At 59.9% G+C, this 16,038-nt stretch carries 16 protein-coding genes; 6 read left to right on the top strand and 10 right to left on the bottom strand.

Annotation, left to right across the window (positions count from 1 at the left end):
- Positions 1-244 precede the first annotated feature (244 nt).
- Positions 245-916 (top strand): ribose-5-phosphate isomerase RpiA, encoded by a 672-nt coding sequence (gene rpiA / locus AC1RL4_RS05365; RefSeq protein ID WP_493119234.1) that lies wholly within the window; start codon positions 245-247, stop codon positions 914-916.
- A 124-nt stretch (positions 917-1,040) separates the two neighbouring features.
- On the opposite strand, the gene AC1RL4_RS05360 is transcribed toward rpiA, so the two are convergent.
- The 4 genes from AC1RL4_RS05360 to AC1RL4_RS05345 form a co-directional block, all read right to left on the bottom strand.
- Positions 1,041-1,946 (bottom strand): SdiA-regulated domain-containing protein, encoded by a 906-nt coding sequence (locus tag AC1RL4_RS05360; RefSeq protein ID WP_028939104.1) that lies wholly within the window; start codon positions 1,944-1,946, stop codon positions 1,041-1,043.
- Positions 1,947-2,033: 87 nt separating this feature from the next.
- Positions 2,034-2,969: an SdiA-regulated domain-containing protein gene (locus tag AC1RL4_RS05355; RefSeq protein ID WP_019580570.1), complete on the bottom strand. Its 936-nt coding sequence runs from the start codon at positions 2,967-2,969 to the stop codon at positions 2,034-2,036.
- A 181-nt stretch (positions 2,970-3,150) separates the two neighbouring features.
- Entirely contained in the window at positions 3,151-3,816 is a 666-nt protein-coding gene (locus AC1RL4_RS05350; RefSeq protein ID WP_019580569.1) for a fumarylacetoacetate hydrolase family protein, read from the bottom strand.
- Between the two features lie 23 nt (positions 3,817-3,839).
- Complete coding sequence (locus AC1RL4_RS05345; RefSeq protein ID WP_018928648.1) at positions 3,840-5,234, bottom strand: FAD-binding oxidoreductase; 1,395 nt, start codon at positions 5,232-5,234, stop codon at positions 3,840-3,842.
- A 204-nt stretch (positions 5,235-5,438) separates the two neighbouring features.
- Between AC1RL4_RS05345 and serA the strand changes: the two genes are divergently transcribed.
- Positions 5,439-6,668: a phosphoglycerate dehydrogenase gene (gene serA / locus AC1RL4_RS05340; protein WP_018928647.1), complete on the top strand. Its 1,230-nt coding sequence runs from the start codon at positions 5,439-5,441 to the stop codon at positions 6,666-6,668.
- Between the two features lie 77 nt (positions 6,669-6,745).
- On the opposite strand, the gene AC1RL4_RS05335 is transcribed toward serA, so the two are convergent.
- Positions 6,746-7,171 carry a DUF4399 domain-containing protein gene (locus AC1RL4_RS05335; RefSeq protein WP_018928646.1) on the bottom strand — a complete coding sequence of 142 codons (426 nt, stop codon included), beginning with the start codon at positions 7,169-7,171 and terminating at the stop codon, positions 6,746-6,748.
- A gap of 135 nt (positions 7,172-7,306) precedes the next feature.
- On the opposite strand from AC1RL4_RS05335, the gene AC1RL4_RS05330 reads away from it, so the two are divergent.
- Entirely contained in the window at positions 7,307-7,894 is a 588-nt protein-coding gene (locus AC1RL4_RS05330; RefSeq protein ID WP_019580568.1) for a transporter substrate-binding domain-containing protein, read from the top strand.
- Between the two features lie 29 nt (positions 7,895-7,923).
- Here the strand turns inward: AC1RL4_RS05330 and AC1RL4_RS05325 are convergent, their stop codons facing one another.
- A complete protein-coding gene (locus tag AC1RL4_RS05325; protein ID WP_028939106.1) occupies positions 7,924-8,409 on the bottom strand; it encodes a 2-thiouracil desulfurase family protein in 486 nt (161 codons plus the stop codon).
- 2 nt (positions 8,410-8,411) lie between these two features.
- Positions 8,412-9,044: a 2OG-Fe(II) oxygenase gene (locus AC1RL4_RS05320; RefSeq protein ID WP_018928643.1), complete on the bottom strand. Its 633-nt coding sequence runs from the start codon at positions 9,042-9,044 to the stop codon at positions 8,412-8,414.
- Positions 9,045-9,177: 133 nt separating this feature from the next.
- Between AC1RL4_RS05320 and AC1RL4_RS05315 the strand changes: the two genes are divergently transcribed.
- Positions 9,178-9,930, top strand: coding sequence for a DUF2059 domain-containing protein (locus AC1RL4_RS05315; protein WP_019580566.1), 753 nt, complete (start codon positions 9,178-9,180; stop codon positions 9,928-9,930).
- Positions 9,931-9,973: 43 nt separating this feature from the next.
- On the opposite strand, the gene bipL is transcribed toward AC1RL4_RS05315, so the two are convergent.
- Positions 9,974-10,921, bottom strand: a complete 948-nt coding sequence (bipL, locus tag AC1RL4_RS05310; RefSeq protein ID WP_096479404.1) for a phospholipase BipL — start codon at positions 10,919-10,921, stop codon at positions 9,974-9,976.
- Positions 10,922-11,018: 97 nt separating this feature from the next.
- Here bipL and AC1RL4_RS05305 point away from each other — a divergent pair, with 97 nt between their 5' ends.
- Both AC1RL4_RS05305 and AC1RL4_RS05300 read left to right on the top strand, forming a co-directional pair.
- Positions 11,019-11,597, top strand: a complete 579-nt coding sequence (locus tag AC1RL4_RS05305) for a DUF6436 domain-containing protein (protein WP_096479403.1) — start codon at positions 11,019-11,021, stop codon at positions 11,595-11,597.
- Positions 11,598-11,701: 104 nt separating this feature from the next.
- Positions 11,702-14,104, top strand: a complete 2,403-nt coding sequence (locus tag AC1RL4_RS05300; protein WP_096479402.1) for a penicillin acylase family protein — start codon at positions 11,702-11,704, stop codon at positions 14,102-14,104.
- A gap of 142 nt (positions 14,105-14,246) precedes the next feature.
- On the opposite strand, the gene AC1RL4_RS05295 is transcribed toward AC1RL4_RS05300, so the two are convergent.
- Together AC1RL4_RS05295 and AC1RL4_RS05290 are read right to left on the bottom strand one after the other, a co-directional pair.
- Positions 14,247-15,137 carry an ABC transporter permease subunit gene (locus tag AC1RL4_RS05295; RefSeq protein WP_018928638.1) on the bottom strand — a complete coding sequence of 297 codons (891 nt, stop codon included), beginning with the start codon at positions 15,135-15,137 and terminating at the stop codon, positions 14,247-14,249.
- Positions 15,134-16,015 carry an ABC transporter permease subunit gene (locus AC1RL4_RS05290; protein WP_172901220.1) on the bottom strand — a complete coding sequence of 294 codons (882 nt, stop codon included), beginning with the start codon at positions 16,013-16,015 and terminating at the stop codon, positions 15,134-15,136. Before AC1RL4_RS05290 ends, AC1RL4_RS05295 begins: the two co-directional genes overlap by 4 nt.
- Between the last annotated feature and the right edge of the window lie 23 nt (positions 16,016-16,038).

The following is a 16,038-nucleotide window of genomic DNA, read 5'->3' as shown; positions in this document are numbered from 1 at the left end:
ACACGAATCAAGAGGTTTTAGCCTTTGCAGACATCGCGGATCCATTGTGGCGAGGGGGCTTGCCCCCGTTCGGCTGCGAAGCAGTCGTAAAATCTGTTTATGCGGTATGTCTGAAAGAATGCCAGGGGAGCGCTGCGCACTCCAACGGGGGCAAGCCCCCTCGCCACAGGAGTGTTTCCCCCTGCACTATCGCGAGGCCTATAATGCCGGCCTTTCGTCCCCTCTTCGGCACCTCGGAGCCCGCATGACCCAGGATCAACTCAAACAGGCAGTGGCTCAGGCCGCCGTCGACTTCATCCTCCCGAAACTCGATGACAAGAGCATCGTCGGGGTCGGCACCGGCTCTACCGCCAATTGCTTCATCGACGCCCTGACCAAGCACAAAGGCGCGTTTGACGGCGCAGTGGCCAGTTCCGAAGCCACCGCCGCGCGCCTCAAGGGCCACGGTATTCCGGTGTATGAGCTCAATACCGTCAGCGATCTGGAGTTCTACGTCGACGGCGCCGATGAAAGCGACGAGCACCTGCACCTGATCAAAGGCGGCGGTGCAGCCCTGACCCGCGAGAAGATCGTGGCGGCCGTGGCCAAGACCTTCATCTGCATCGCCGACGCCAGCAAACTGGTGCCGGTGCTCGGTGCGTTCCCATTGCCGGTGGAAGTGATCCCGATGGCTCGCAGCCACGTGGCCCGCGAACTGGTGAAGCTAGGCGGCGACCCGGTTTACCGTGAAGGCGTGCTGACCGATAACGGCAACATCATCCTTGACGTGCACAACATGCAGATCACCAACCCGGTGGAGCTGGAAGCACAGATCAACGCCATCGTCGGCGTGGTCACCAACGGTTTGTTCGCGGCCCGCCCGGCGGACTTGCTGCTGTTGGGCACGAGCGAAGGCGTGAAAACCCTCAAGGCCTGATGCCTTAGCCATCTGTAGGAGCGAAGCTTGCTCGCGAAGAGGCCATAGCATTCAACATCTCAGTTGACTGATATGGCCTCTTCGCGAGCAAGCTGCGCTCCTACAATTGGTTTTGTGGTGTTGGTCAGGGCTGTGCCGGTTTTTTGAAGACGTAGAACAGGTTCGGCTCGCTGACGAGGTACAGGGTGCCGTCGTCATCCATGGCAATGCCTTCTGGCTTGTGCAATCCCTGAAGATCCTTGCTCAGTGACAGGGTGCTCAGCGGTCGCCCGTCCACATCCAGTTCAAGAATCAACCGCGACTCATCAGACAGTGCCAGCAAATGGCCGCTGCGCTCGTCATATTGCAGGCTCGACAGGTCTCGCACGAACATTCCGGCATCGCGCTTGGGATTGTTCACCACGTGCACCGCGTAGGACTTCTCCGGGTTGTAATGGGGAAAGCCCTGCACTTCGTAGACCAGCATCGGGTCGCGCTCCTTGGCGACGAACAAGCGCTTGCCCACCGAGTCATAGGCCAACCCCTCGAAACCCTTGTTGCCGCTCATGTGCACGCCGAGGGTCATCTGCTCGGCGTCCGCGACATCGAGGAACGTCGTGCCCTTGCGCAGATGAATCTTGATCAGCCGTTGCTCACGCTCATCGGTGATCACGTAAGTGTCAGCGCTAATGAACTCGACTGCTTCCGGGTCGCCGAACCCGACCAGCGCCACACGCCGCAGGATTTTGCCTTCCAGGGACAACTCGATCAGCTCGGCGTTTTTGTGGGTGACCGTGAACAGGCTTTTGCGCACGGGATCGAAGGTCAGCGCTGAAACATCGTCGTCCAGACCGTCAATGACTCGCGCCTCGATCGCCACCTGATACTGGTCCAGGCCAATGGGCTGGGCATTCATCGGCTGCCATAGCGCCTGCACATTGAACCCACTGCGCTCGAACAGGCGCTGGTACTGGCCGACGGCAACCAACACGATCAGGGCAATGACCGACAGGATCAGCATCAGGGGTTTGGGGCGGACAAGTCGACGCATTCAGGCAAACTCGGAAACAGGACGGGCGGATGAAACACCACGGCTGCCTGAATTAAAACCCTAATGGCCCGCGACCTTCTACCGCAACTACCGAACCTGTTGCTTTTCGAAGCGGTAGAACAGGTTCGGCTCGCTCACCATGTATAGCGTGCCTGCTTCGTCCATGGTGACGCCTTCGGCACGGGGAATGGTTTTCTTCAGACCATTGAACCCTCCGAGCAAGGTCATGAAACTGACCTGCTCGCCCTTCTCGTCCAGTTCCAGCAATAAGTGAGAGTCGGCGGACAGCACCAGAGTGTGGCCGGTGCGCGGATCGATGGCCAGGGCCGACAGGTTACGAACATCCAGTGCGGCGCTGGAGAGTTTTTGCTTGTCACCCTTCAGGATCTGGCTGCCATCGCTTTTCCAGCTGAACAGCGCAGGTGGACGCTCTTCACCCAGCAGCAGTTGCTGGCGACGGGCATCCCAGACGACGGCTTCGAAGCCTTTATTCTGGTTTTTCGAGGGACCAAGATCGTATTTCGGGAAATTGGCGATGTTCAGCTCGCGCGTATCGGCATCGACCTTGACGATCGAGAGCAGGTGTTCGCGCTCATCGGTAATCGCCAGCAAACCATTGCCCATCACCGTCACCCCTTCCGGGTTGCTCCAACCCACCAGCGGCATTTTGCGCAACACGTCGCCTTGCAACGTCAGCTCGACCAGGAACGGGTTCTTGCCCATCACGGAGAACAGGGTTTTGGTCTGCGGGTCGTAAGACACGTCGGACGCTTCGTCCTTCTCCATGCCCGGCAGCAGTTTGGCGTCGATCACCGCCCGATAGTCCGGCAGCCAGACACTCTCTTTTCGTTCGGCAGGGCTTTCGAAGCGCTCCTTCACCCAGAGCACACCGCGGTCATCCCAATGCATCGCGAACGCAAGGCCATAAGCAGCGACCGCCACCAGTGAAAGCCAGGAATACCAACGCATGACAAAACGCGAGCGGCGGGCAGTTTTCAGCTTGGGCAGCGATTCGATGGCCATTCAGGGATGCGTTCCAGAAATTCAGGCTATGGGTAATAGCACATAGGGACAGGCTCAGATGCCATAAGCCCCGGAATTATCCAGACAAAATGTGAAAAAAACGGGAAATGGCCGGATTGCCCTGCGTGGGCAGCCAAGATCAAAAGATCGCAGCCTGCGGCAGGCTGCGATCTTTTGCTTTTTAGAGAACGCTACTGGTAAAGCGGCTGACACCTGGCAATTCGAGCACCAGTTCGTCACCGACATTCAGCGGGCCAACGCCCACCGGCGTGCCAGTGAGGATCACGTCCCCGGCCTGCAGCGAGAAGCAGCCGGCCATGTACTGGATCATCGGCACGATCGGATTGAGCATGTCCTTGCTGTTGCCATCCTGGCGGACTTCGCCATTGATGGTCAGGCGGATGCCGATGTCGGTCAGGTCGGCAAACGTGCTGCCGGCCACGAATGGTGCAATCACCGCCGCACCGTCGAAGCACTTGGCAATTTCCCACGGCAGGCCCTTGGCTTTAAGCTCGGCCTGCTTGTCGCGCAGGGTCAGGTCCAGGGCCGGGGCGAAGCCGGAGATGGCATCCAGCACTTCTTCGCGGCTCGGCTTGGTCGACAATGGCTTGCCGATCAGCACCGCTATTTCTGCTTCGTAATGCACCGAACCGCGCTCGGTCGGAATGCTGAAGCTGCCTTCCAGTGGCACCACGCAGCTGCCGGGCTTGATGAACAGCAGTGGTTCGGTGGGCACCGGGTTGTCCAGTTCCTTGGCGTGTTCGGCGTAGTTGCGGCCGATGCACACCACTTTCCCCAACGGGAAATGAATACGCGTTCCGTCGACATACTGGTGCTGATAGCTCATTGACCGACTCCTGCCTTGTTGATTCAAACAGCGAAAATCTTGCCCGGGTTCATGATGCCATTCGGGTCGAACACCGCTTTGACGGCTTTCATGTACTCGATCTCAACCGGTGAGCGGCTATAGGTCAAGTAATCACGCTTGGTCATGCCCACGCCGTGTTCGGCGGAAATCGAACCGTTGTACTTCTCGACGGTTTCGAACACCCACTTGTTGACGGTGGCGCACTTGGCGAAGAACTCATCCTTGCTCAGATTGTCCGGCTTGAGGATGTTCAAGTGCAGGTTGCCGTCGCCAATGTGGCCGAACCAGACGATTTCGAAATCCGGGTAATGTTCGCCGACGATCGCGTCGATTTCCTTCAGGAACCCCGGGACTTTCGACACAGTGACCGAAATGTCGTTTTTGTACGGCGTCCAGTGGGAAATGGTTTCGGAGATGTACTCGCGCAGCTTCCAGAGGTTCTGCAACTGGGTTTCGCTCTGGCTCATCACGCCGTCCAGCACCCAGCCCTGTTCTACGCAGTGCTCGAAGGTTTCCAGGGCGTGATTGGCCACTTCATCGGTGGTCGCTTCGAATTCCAGCAATGCATAGAACGGGCAGTCGGATTCGAACGGCGCCGGCACATCGCCGCGTGCCATGACCTTGGCCAGGGCTTTGTCGGAGAAGAATTCAAAGGCAGTCAGGTCAAGTTTGCTCTGGAACGCATGCAATACCGGCATGATCGAATCGAAATCGGCGGTACCGAGCACCATCGCGGTGAGGTTTTTCGGCGCACGGTCCAGACGCATGGTGGCTTCGACGACAAAACCCAGGGTGCCTTCAGCGCCGATGAACAGCTGACGCAGGTCGTAGCCGGTGGCGTTCTTGATCAGGTCTTTGTTCAGTTCCAGCAGATCGCCCTTGCCGGTGACGACTTTCATGCCGGCGACCCAGTTACGGGTCATGCCATAGCGAATTACCTTGATCCCGCCGGCATTGGTGCCGATATTGCCGCCAATCTGGCTGGAACCTGCCGAAGCGAAGTCCACCGGATAGTACAAACCGTGCTCTTCAGCCTTGTTCTGTAATTGTTCGGTAACCACGCCCGGCTGACAAACAACGGTGCGATCGGTGAGGTTCACGTCGAGAATCTGGTTCATGTAGTCGAAGGACACGACCACTTCGCCATTGGCCGCCACTGCTGCGGCAGAAAGCCCGGTACGACCGCCGGACGGCACCAGCGCAACCTTGTGTTCATTGGCCCAACGGACAATGGCCTGGACCTGCTCAATGGTCTTGGGAAACACAATGGCCGTCGGGGCCGGGGCGAAATGTTTGGTCCAATCCTTGCCGTAAGCGTTCAGGGAGTCGGCGTCGGTCAGGACCTTGCCAGGCTCAACCAGGGTCTTCAGCTCATCAATCAGCGCAGGATTGGTCATCGACAGAACTCTCGAACAATTCATGGTCATCCTGAGTACGCTTCACGTCGCAGAATGAGTGTTAGCAGGTCGCATATGCTAGCATACCGACCCCGCAGGATAGTGCCCAAAGGCTGTTCTGCGGCGACGGCTTTCCTGCCGTCCGGGTCAGCTCTGGCTGCTCCCTTCCCTGCCATTTTTTCTCCGGGACACAGGTTTACGCAGATGAGCAAGACTTCTCTCGATAAGAGCAAGATCAAGTTCCTTCTTCTCGAAGGCGTCCACCAATCGGCTGTCGACGTCCTCAAGGCGGCGGGCTACACCAGCATCGAGTACCTCACAGGTTCTCTGCCAGACGCCCAACTGAAGGAAAAGATCGCTGATGCTCACTTCATCGGCATTCGCTCCCGCACTCAACTGACCGAAGAGATCTTCGATCACGCGAAGAAACTGGTGGCTGTCGGCTGTTTCTGCATCGGCACCAACCAGGTCGACCTCAACGCGGCTCGCGAACGCGGTATCGCGGTATTCAACGCGCCGTACTCCAACACTCGCTCCGTTGCCGAGCTGGTGCTGGCCGAGGCGATCCTGTTGCTGCGCGGCATCCCTGAGAAGAACGCTTCCTGCCACCGTGGCGGCTGGATCAAAAGCGCAGCCAACTCCTTCGAAATCCGTGGCAAAAAGCTGGGTATCGTCGGTTACGGCTCGATCGGTACTCAACTGTCGGTCCTGGCTGAAGGTCTGGGCATGCAGGTTTACTTCTACGACACCGTGACCAAGCTGCCACTGGGCAACGCCACCCAGGTCGGCAACCTGCACGAGCTGCTGGGTATGTCCGACATCGTCACCCTGCACGTTCCGGAAACCGCTGCCACCCAGTGGATGATCGGCGAGAAGGAAATCCGCGCCATCAAGAAGGGCGGCATCCTGATCAACGCCGCCCGCGGCACCGTGGTCGAACTGGACGCCCTGGCGGACGCGATCAAGGACAAGCACCTGATCGGCGCGGCCATCGACGTATTCCCGGTGGAGCCGCGCTCCAACGAAGAAGAGTTCGAAAGCCCGCTGCGTGGCCTGGACAACGTGATCCTGACCCCGCACATCGGTGGCTCTACCGCTGAAGCCCAGGCCAACATCGGTCTGGAAGTGGCGGAAAAACTGGTCAAGTACAGCGACAACGGTACGTCGGTATCGTCCGTGAACTTCCCGGAAGTGGCCCTGCCGGCTCACCCTGGCAAGCACCGCCTGCTGCACATCCACGAGAACATTCCGGGTGTGATGAGCGAGATCAACAAGGTCTTCGCCGAAAACGGCATCAACATTTCCGGTCAGTTCCTGCAGACCAACGAGAAAGTCGGCTACGTCGTGATCGACGTCGATGCCGATTACTCGGAAATGGCGCAAGAGAAGCTGCAGCACATCAACGGCACCATTCGTTGCCGCGTGTTGTTCTGATCGCGACTTGAGCGACAAAAAAGGGAGCTCCTCGGAGCTCCCTTTTTTACGGCTACTTTTTCATCGCTGTGGAAAAGTTACTTCACCGTCACGGTGATTTTCTTCGACACAATCGGCGGATCGAACGGCATGTGACCGCTGTCGCCCAGCTCGAGCTGCAAAGTGTGCTTACCCGGAGCCAGTTTGATTTCAGCGTGAGTCTGAGCTTTGCCGAAGTGCATATGATTGGCATCGTTTGGAATCGGAGCACCGGCGGCTGGTAGTTTGTCGACATCGATCAGCAAATGGTGATGGCCAGTATTTTTGGTGACATCGCCTGCTGGTGCCAGCGCGATTTCCTTGACGCCGAAATTCACGGTAAAGGTTTGCGCGACCGTGGCTCCGTCCGCAGGAGATACGATGAACACTTCAGCACCTTTCGGGGCCGGAGTTGCAGCACTGGCCAGCACCGAAACACCCATCAACAGGCCAGCCAATGCTGCTCGTGACATAAAGGTTTTCATTCTCTTCTCCAGTTTTTCCATAAAATTCGCTCGACTATGACAACTTAACGGTCATACGTTGTCGAAGGCTCTCGATAACCATAGCAAAGCGAGCCTGAACAGCGCGTCGCGATAAATGAATTCAAAGGAGTGACCATGCGCTTTTTGCCTGGCCTGATCTGCCTGCTACCCCTTTTGAGCCCTTTGGCTCATGCCGAACTGATGGACGATGTTAACGACCGCGGCGAATTGCGCATTGCTCTTGAGGCTAATACACCGCCCTTCAATTTCAAGGATGACGGCAAACTGACCGGGTTCGAGGTCGAGTTGGGTCAACTGCTGGCCAATGAGCTGGATGTACGGGCCGACTTCGTCGTCACCGATTCCGACGATCTGATGACCGGCGTCGAAAGCGGCAAATACGACGTTGCCATCAATCACATAGCACTGACCCCGGACCTGAAGGATCGTTTCGACTTCAGCGAACCTTACATTCACACCAACGCGCAATTGATCGCGCAGAAAGAAGAGCAACCGCGATCAATCCTGTTGGTGCAGTCGCTGACAGAGGAAAAGCCGAAAGCCGCCCCGGCTGCAAGCCTGGCCATTCCGTTTCAGAAGGGTAACCCGGCGTTCCATGCCAGCCTGGAAAACGCCCTGCAGCGGATCAAGGCTGATGGCCGGCTGGAGGCGCTGGAGCAGAAGTGGTTTGGAGCGGATGCGGGTGTGGCGCCGAAACCTTGATTCGGGTGAATGAGTAACCCTGTGGGCCGTTACTTCAGAATTGCCAGGGCCTGAGCCGCTTGCGGCAACTCCAGCTCGCTGAAGACTTGCACACCATGGCGCTTGAGCAGCGCGGCGGTCACGCCCTCACCGCTGACCTTCACGCCACTGAACGTCCCGTCATAGGTCAGCAGATTCCCGCAAGACGGGCTGTTGGCCTTGAGCACGGCAACCCGGATGCCGTGCTGTTGCACCAGCTCCAGCGCCTGAGAAGCCCCCGAAAGAAACTCGGCACTGACGTCCTCGCCCTCGGTGGTGATGACCGATGCAAGGCCATCAAGCACTTCACCACCCTGCCCGCCGGGAATTTCCGCCGCGGCCCTGGGTGTCGGCAACCCGCCGGCGACTTCCGGACACAACGGCACCACCCGGCCTTCGGCAATCCACTGTTCCAACAGATCGAACGGCCCGCTGGCCCCGCCGTCATAACGGACGCGGTGACCGAGCAAACAGCGGCTTACCAGAATCTTTTGCATGATCAGAACGGCTCGTTGCCACGACGGCGGAACCAGCCCGTCAACGACAGGCGTTCTCGGGTCGCGGGCAGGACTTCGTGAGGGACGTCGCCTGACAGGAACACCACCAGGCATCCACCGGTGGGCACTACATCGTGTTCGACGCCTTCGTCCAGGTACATGCGCAACTGACCGCCATGCTCGGGCAGCCAGGCGTCGTTGAGGTAGATCACCGCCGAGACCATGCGCCGGTCGTCGTCACGGAAACGGTCGACATGCTTGAGGTAGAAAGCGCCGGGCGGGTACAGGGCGAAATGGCTTTCGAAATCTTCCAGGCCCAGGAACAAACCACGATTCATCGCCTCACGCAGGCTGTCCATCAACCCCAGGTAGCTGTCGCAGGACTCGGCCTGGCCAGGTTCGAGCCACTGGATATGGTCGCCGCGAATGCCCTCGCGAATCTCCGAAAACGCCCCGCGCCCCACGGCGGCCGGGGCGAGTTCACCCTCGGCGGCACGTTTACGACACTCGGCCGCCAGCGCCCGGGTCAGGTCCAGGGGCAGGAAAATATTCTGCTGCGACCAGCCGTGTTCGGCCAGGTCGTCGACGATACGTAACAGCAGTGGATGATCAGAGGGTATGTGCATGGCGCGCATAGTATTCCTGTGCCCGCAAATCCGACAGAGCCACGCAGCGGAGGATTGGTCGGATAAGGTACTCAACCTGATACGAATTCTCGACAAGTACGAATGCCGCACGGAGAATAGTCGCCTGCTGACAGGAGTCCCTATGCGTCGCTTGCTTTTCTCACTGTTGATGTTCTGCGTTTTGCCCGCCTGGGCGGACGGCCACGACCAGTTGTACAAGGTCGCCGGTTGGCCAGAACAACGCGCGCATTTCAACGATGCTCTCTCGGCCGCTCAGCAGCGCTATCAGAACAGCTTGCCACCGGCAGTGTTCCAGGCCCTGGTCGACAACAGCAATCAGCGGTTCGCCCCCAAGGCCATGGACCAGCGCGCCGAAGCGCAACTGCGCAAGAAGCTCGCCGACCCGAAACCTGCGCTGACCTTCTTTCAATCGCCCCTGGGCAAGAAAATCGTCGCCGCCGAACTGCTGGCGACCCGTCGCGATCAATTGGCGAAAAACGCCAAGGGCTTGCCGAAGATGCAGGCCAGCGATACCCGTCAACTGATCATCGGCCACCTGGCCCAGGCCCTGCCCGCCCGCGAGGCCGGCGCTGAAGTCAGCCTGGCGATCGCAGGCGTCGCGGCCGATAGCCTGAGCTCGATGATCCCGGGCCTGCTCGGCAACGGTCAGGCTCAAGGCATGTTGAACGGTCAGCGCCAGCGCCTGATGGAACAGATCGGCGCCGACCTGAACAACACGCTGCTGTATGTCTATCGCGACCTGTCGGATGACGAACTGGAAGAGTTTTCGACCTTTGCCGAGTCCTCTGAAGGCAAGGCTTATTACCAAGCGGCATTGGCGGCGATTCGGGCGGGGTTGGCGGTGGGGCAAAGCACGTCCAGTCTGACCCAGTAATTTTTTGGCGTCTGTGAAATGGCCCGCGATGACTGTCGAAATGTCACCGCCGATCCCGACTCATGCGTTTGGTCAAAAACCCGAAATACTCCTGCCGCAACCCCGGCGACTCATTCGCCAGATGATGCCGCGCCTCAGGCAGCATCAACACCTGGGGCCGATCGAACTTGCCTCGTAACACTTCAAGGTTGTGCTCCCAATCCACGGTCATGTCCGCCTGCCCCTGCACGATCAGCGGCCGCCGCGGGCTGCTCGGTGCCGCTTCGATACGCTTGATCCACCGTCCCAGCGCACCGACCCAGGCCGTAGGCAGACGTAGCGGTTGCAGTGGATCGGCTTGCAGGAACGCGAGGAAGTCAGGGTCGTTGGAATTCTCGCTGAAGCGCCGGGCGATGCCTTTGACAAACGGCTTGAGCAGGTAATAACTGAGCCGCGACCAACCCCAGGCTCGCGGCCGCACCAAGGGCGACAGCAGAATCACTTGCCCCTGGGCCGGGCTGCTCGCACCTTGATTGAGTACATGGTCGATCACAATCGCCCCGCCGGTGCTTTGTCCGCACAAGTGCCAGGGCTGCGGAAGGCCCAACGACTGCGCCTCGGCCAGCAGGCCTTGCAGGGCGCTCTGGTACTCGGCGAAGTCCTTGATACTCGCCCGTTCGCCACTGGACAAGCCATGCCCCGGCAGGTCACAGGCGATTACCGCAAACCCCTGGTCCAGCGCCCACTCGATCACATGTCGGTAGAGGCCGGTGTGATCGTAGAAGCCGTGAAATAGAAACAGCGTCGCCTTCGCCCGCTCGGGCCACCAGAGCTGGCTGACCACTTCATAGCCATCGATCTCGAAACGCCCCAAGCCACGGCGCAGGGTCCGCGGTGGAAAATCCAGCCCGTAAAAACGCTGATAGGCCATGGCCTCCGTCGACAGCGGCTGCCACTCGGCCAATGGCCGCAGGCTGGCACGCAAATGATCGGGGTCGAAAGTGGCAGACATGGGCTATTCCAGAGCGCGAAACAGACTTTATGGGCCTGCGATATTCATCTGTCGCGGCAAGCATGGCAAGCTAGCCGACCTTCGAGGATTGAAACCCATGCGCCCGGCCTATCGCACCACACTGCTTGCCAGCCTGCTCGCCCTTGTGTGTGCCAGTGTAATGTGGGCCGCTTATGACTGGTTTCAGGGACGCTACCTGCGAGCCTTCAGTTCGCACACCGCCGTGTTCTCCGGCGACCCGTTGCGCCTGCCCGACGAACTCGCCGGCCCCGGCGCCATTCGCCTGGTGCACTTCTGGGACCCGGCCTGCCCGTGCAATGTCGGCAACCAACAACACCTGACAGAACTGGTTGAGCAATATGTACCGCAGGGTGTCGAGTTCTATACGGTACAAAAGCCCGGCAGTCACGGTCAGTTGCCCGGCACCTTGAGCCGCCTGAAAACCCTCGCGGCCCTGCCTGGCTCCGAACAGATCCCCGCCAGCCCGGCAGTGGCGATCTGGGACCGCGACGGCAAGCTGGCATATTTCGGCCCGTATAGCGAAGGCCTGACCTGCAATTCGAGCAACAGTTTTATCGAGCCCATCCTGCAAGCGCTGAACGCAGGCAGGGCGGTGAACGCCACCCACACGCTGGCGGTGGGTTGCTACTGCCCGTGGCCCGCGGAGGCGAAGTAAGGCATTCCTGACTTTTCCAGGACCGCGATGCCCGGCACAGGAGGTCTGTGCTACACGTTTGCAGCCCGCACGGGTGGCACCCCCCGAAAGAACAAGGAGTCACCATGAAACGCGTCCTGACCGTACTTGCCTTGCTGATCGTCGCGCTCGCCGCCGGGGGCGGCTGGTATGTGTACAGCAAACAACCGACGCGCCAGGGCCAGGTGGCGTTGCAGCATCTGCAAGGTTCAGTGACCGTGCACTACGACGAGCGCGGCGTGCCGCATATCCGCGCCGAAAACGAAACCGACCTCTACCGCACCCTCGGCTACGTGCAGGCCCAGGACCGACTATTCCAGATGGAAGCCGTGCGGCGTCTGGCCCGTGGAGAGCTGGCCGAAGTCCTCGGCCCGAAACTGCTCGACACCGACAAACTGTTTCGCAGCCTGCGCATCCGCGAACGTGCTGACAGTTACGTGGCCGCGCTGGATCGTCAGTCGCCGGCGTGGAAGGCCCTGCAAGCCTATCTGGACGGCATCAATCAATATCAGGACAGCCACGCAGCGCCAGTAGAGTTCGACGTGCTGGGAATCCCCAAGCGCCCTTTCACCGCCGAAGACAGCATCAGCATCGCCGGCTACATGGCCTACAGCTTTGCCGCGGCGTTTCGCACCGAGCCCCTGCTGACTTACGTGCGTGACCAACTGGGCGCCGAGTACCTGAACATCTTCGATCTCGACTGGCAACCCAACGGCGTACTGGCCAAAAGGCGCGCCAGCCCCGCGCCGGTCCTCGCCGCCAGTGACTGGAAAGACCTGAACGCCCTTGCCCGCCTGAGCGAACAGGCGCTGGCCGACCACGGCCTGCCGCAATTCGAAGGCAGCAACGCCTGGGTGATTTCCGGCAACCGCAGCAAAAGCGGCAAGCCGCTGCTTGCCGGTGACCCGCACATACGCTTCTCGGTGCCGTCAGTGTGGTACGAGGCGCACCTGTCGGCGCCAGGCTTCGAGCTTTATGGCTACCACCAGGCGCTGGTGCCGTTTGCATTTCTCGGCCACAACCTGGACTTCGGCTGGAGCCTGACGATGTTCCAGAACGACGATCTGGACCTGATCGCCGAGAAGGTCAACCCGGACAACCCGAACCAGGTCTGGTATCGCGGCAAGTGGGTGGACATGGTCACTACCGAACAACAGATCGCAGTGAAAGGCCAGTCACCGGTCACATTGACGCTGCGCCAGTCGCCCCACGGCCCGATCGTCAACGATGCGCTCGGCACTGCCGCCGGCAAGACGCCGGTTGCCATGTGGTGGGCGTTCCTCGAAACCCCGAATCCGATCCTTGACGGCTTCTACCAGCTCAATCGCGCCGACACCCTGGCCAAGGCCCGCGCCGCGGCCGCCAAGGTTCAGGCTCCAGGATTGAACATCGTCTACGCCAACGCCAAGGGCGACATCGGCTGGTGGGCCTCGGCGTTGCTGCCCAAGCGTCCGGCCGGGGTGAAGCCCGGTTTCATCCTCGATGGCAGCACTCCTCAGGCAGACAAGGAAGGTTTTTACCCGTTCAGTGCCAACCCGCAGGAAGAAAACCCGGCGCGGGGCTACATCGTCTCGGCCAACTTCCAACCGGTGTCGCCGACCGGCATGGAAATTCCCGGCTACTACAACCTCGCCGATCGCGGGCAGCAGCTCAATCGCCAGCTCAGCGACAAGAATGTGAAGTGGGACAACGTGGCCAACCAGAAGCTGCAACTGGGTACCACCACCGCCTACGGGCCGCGCTTGCTGGCACCTTTGCTGCCGGTACTGCGTGAGGTGGTGAGCGATCCGGCCGAACTCAAACTGGTGGAGCAACTGGCGCAGTGGAGCGGCGATTACCCGCTGGACTCCATCAGCGCCACCCTGTTCAACCAGTTCCTGTTCAACCTCGCCGACGCGGCGCTGCGCGATGAGCTGGGCAATGACTTCTTCGAAACGCTGCTCCCGACCCGGGTGATCGATGCCGCGCTGCCGCGTCTGGCGGCCTCCGCCGATTCACCGTGGTGGGACAATCGCAACACCCCCGGCAAGGAAACCCGTGCCGATACGGTCAAGGTGGCCTGGCAAGCGAGCATGGCTCATCTCAAAGCCACCCTTGGCGCCGATTCCGCGCAATGGCAGTGGGGCAAGGCGCACACCCTGACCCACGGCCATCCGCTGGGGATGCAAAAGCCCCTGGACCAGATTTTCAACGTTGGCCCATTCGCGGCACCCGGCACCCACGAAGTACCGAACAACCTCTCGGCCAAGATCGGCCCGGCGCCGTGGCCCGTGACCTACGGCCCGTCGACCCGGCGCCTGATTGACTTCGCCGACCCGGCCCACAGCCTGACCATCAACCCGGTGGGCCAGAGCGGCGTGCCGTTCGACAGCCACTATGCCGACCAGGCCGAGGCGTATATCGAAGGGGTTTATTACCAGGCGAATTTCAATGAGGAAGAAGTGATGGCCAATACCCGCAGCACCTTGAAGCTGTTGCCGGCGCGGTAGATTTTTTCTGGCCGGGCTGACGCCTTCGCCGCAAAATTCTGGGCCATAAAGTCAAAAGATCGCAGCCTGCGACAGCTCCTACGGAATTCACATTCCACTGTAGGAGCTGCCGCAGGCTGCGATCTTTTGATCTGCAGCAGTTTTAAGCCGCTTCCGGTGCCTGCGCCCGACGTACGTCCGGTTGTTTCCAGGAATCGGCAGCGGCTTCCTCGATGGCTTGCTGGATCGCACGCTTGCGGCTTTCTTCGGCGCGACGGCTGAAGAACCAGACCAGGAAGGTCACCAGCGACACCGCCAGCAGAATCAGGCTGGCCACGGCGTTGATCTCAGGCTTCACGCCCAGGCGCACCGCCGAGAACACTTCCATCGGCAGGGTCGTCGACCCTGGCCCCGACACAAAGCTCGCCAGCACCAGATCATCCAGCGACAAGGCGAACGACATCATGCCGCCGGCCGCCAGTGACGGCGCGATCATCGGAATGGTGATCAGGAAGAACACTTTCCATGGCCGCGCACCGAGGTCCATGGCGGCTTCTTCGATCGACAAATCCAATTCACGCAAGCGCGCCGACACCACCACCGCCACATACGCTGCACAGAATGTGGTGTGAGCGATCCAGATGGTGACGATGCCGCGCTCCTGCGGCCAGCCGATCATCTGCGCCATGGCCACGAACAGCAGCAACAGCGACAGACCGGTGATCACTTCCGGCATCACCAGCGGCGCCGTCACCAGGCCACCGAACAGCGTGCGGCCCTTGAAGCGGGTGATGCGGGTCAGCACGAACGCCGCCAGCGTCCCCAATGCCACCGCCGCTATCGCCGTGTAGCAAGCGATTTCCAGCGAGCGCACCACTGAGCCCATCAGTTGCGTGTTGTCGAGCAGGCCGACGTACCACTTGACCGACCAGCCGCCCCACACCGTCACCAGTTTCGAGGCGTTGAACGAGTAGATCACCAGGATCAGCATCGGCGCGTAGATGAACAGCAGACCCAGCACCAGCATCAGGTTCGAGAAACGGAAGCGCTTCATTCTTTACCCTCCATTTCCTTGGCCTGACTACGGTTGAACAGGATGATCGGCACAATCAGGATTGCCAGCATCACCACCGCCAGGGCAGACGCCACCGGCCAGTCGCGGTTGTTGAAGAACTCTTGCCAGAGCACTTTACCGATCATCAGGGTTTCCGGACCGCCGAGCAGTTCCGGGATCACGAACTCCCCCACCACCGGGATGAACACCAGCATGCAGCCTGCGATAATGCCGTTTTTCGACAGCGGCACGGTGATCTTCCAGAAGCTGTTGAAGTTGCTCGAACCGAGGTCCGATGCGGCTTCCAGCAGGCTGTGATCGTGTTTAACCAGGTTGGCGTAGAGCGGCAGGATCATGAACGGCAGGTAGGAGTAAACCACCCCGATATAAACCGCCAGGTTGGTATTGAGGATCTGCAACGGCTCGTCGATCCAGCCCATGCTCATCAGAAAACCATTGAGCAGTCCGTTGTTGCTGAGGATGCCCATCCACGCGTACACGCGGATCAGGATCGCGGTCCAGGTCGGCATCATGATCAGCAGCACCAGCACCGTTTGCAGCTCTTTGCGGGCGGTGGCAATGCCATAGGCCATCGGGTAGCCGATCAGCAGGCAGAGGATGGTGCTGAACAGCGCCATCTTCAGCGAGCCTAGGTAAGCGGCGATGTACAACTCGTCATCGCCCAGCATCGCGTAGTTGGCCAGGTTGAGCAGCACCTGCAGTTTCTGGTCAACGAAGGTGTAGATCTCGGTGTACGGCGGAATGGCCACGTCGGCTTCAGCGAAGCTGATCTTCAGGACGATGAAGAACGGCAGCATGAAGAACATGAACAGCCAGATGAACGGAACCCCGATGACCAGCTGACGGCCACCGGGAATTATTCGATTGAGCCGGCGTTTGA

The sequence above is a fragment of the Pseudomonas sp. GW822-FHT07A10 genome (assembly GCF_058798795.1).
This window is presented reverse-complemented; position numbering and strand designations above follow the sequence as displayed.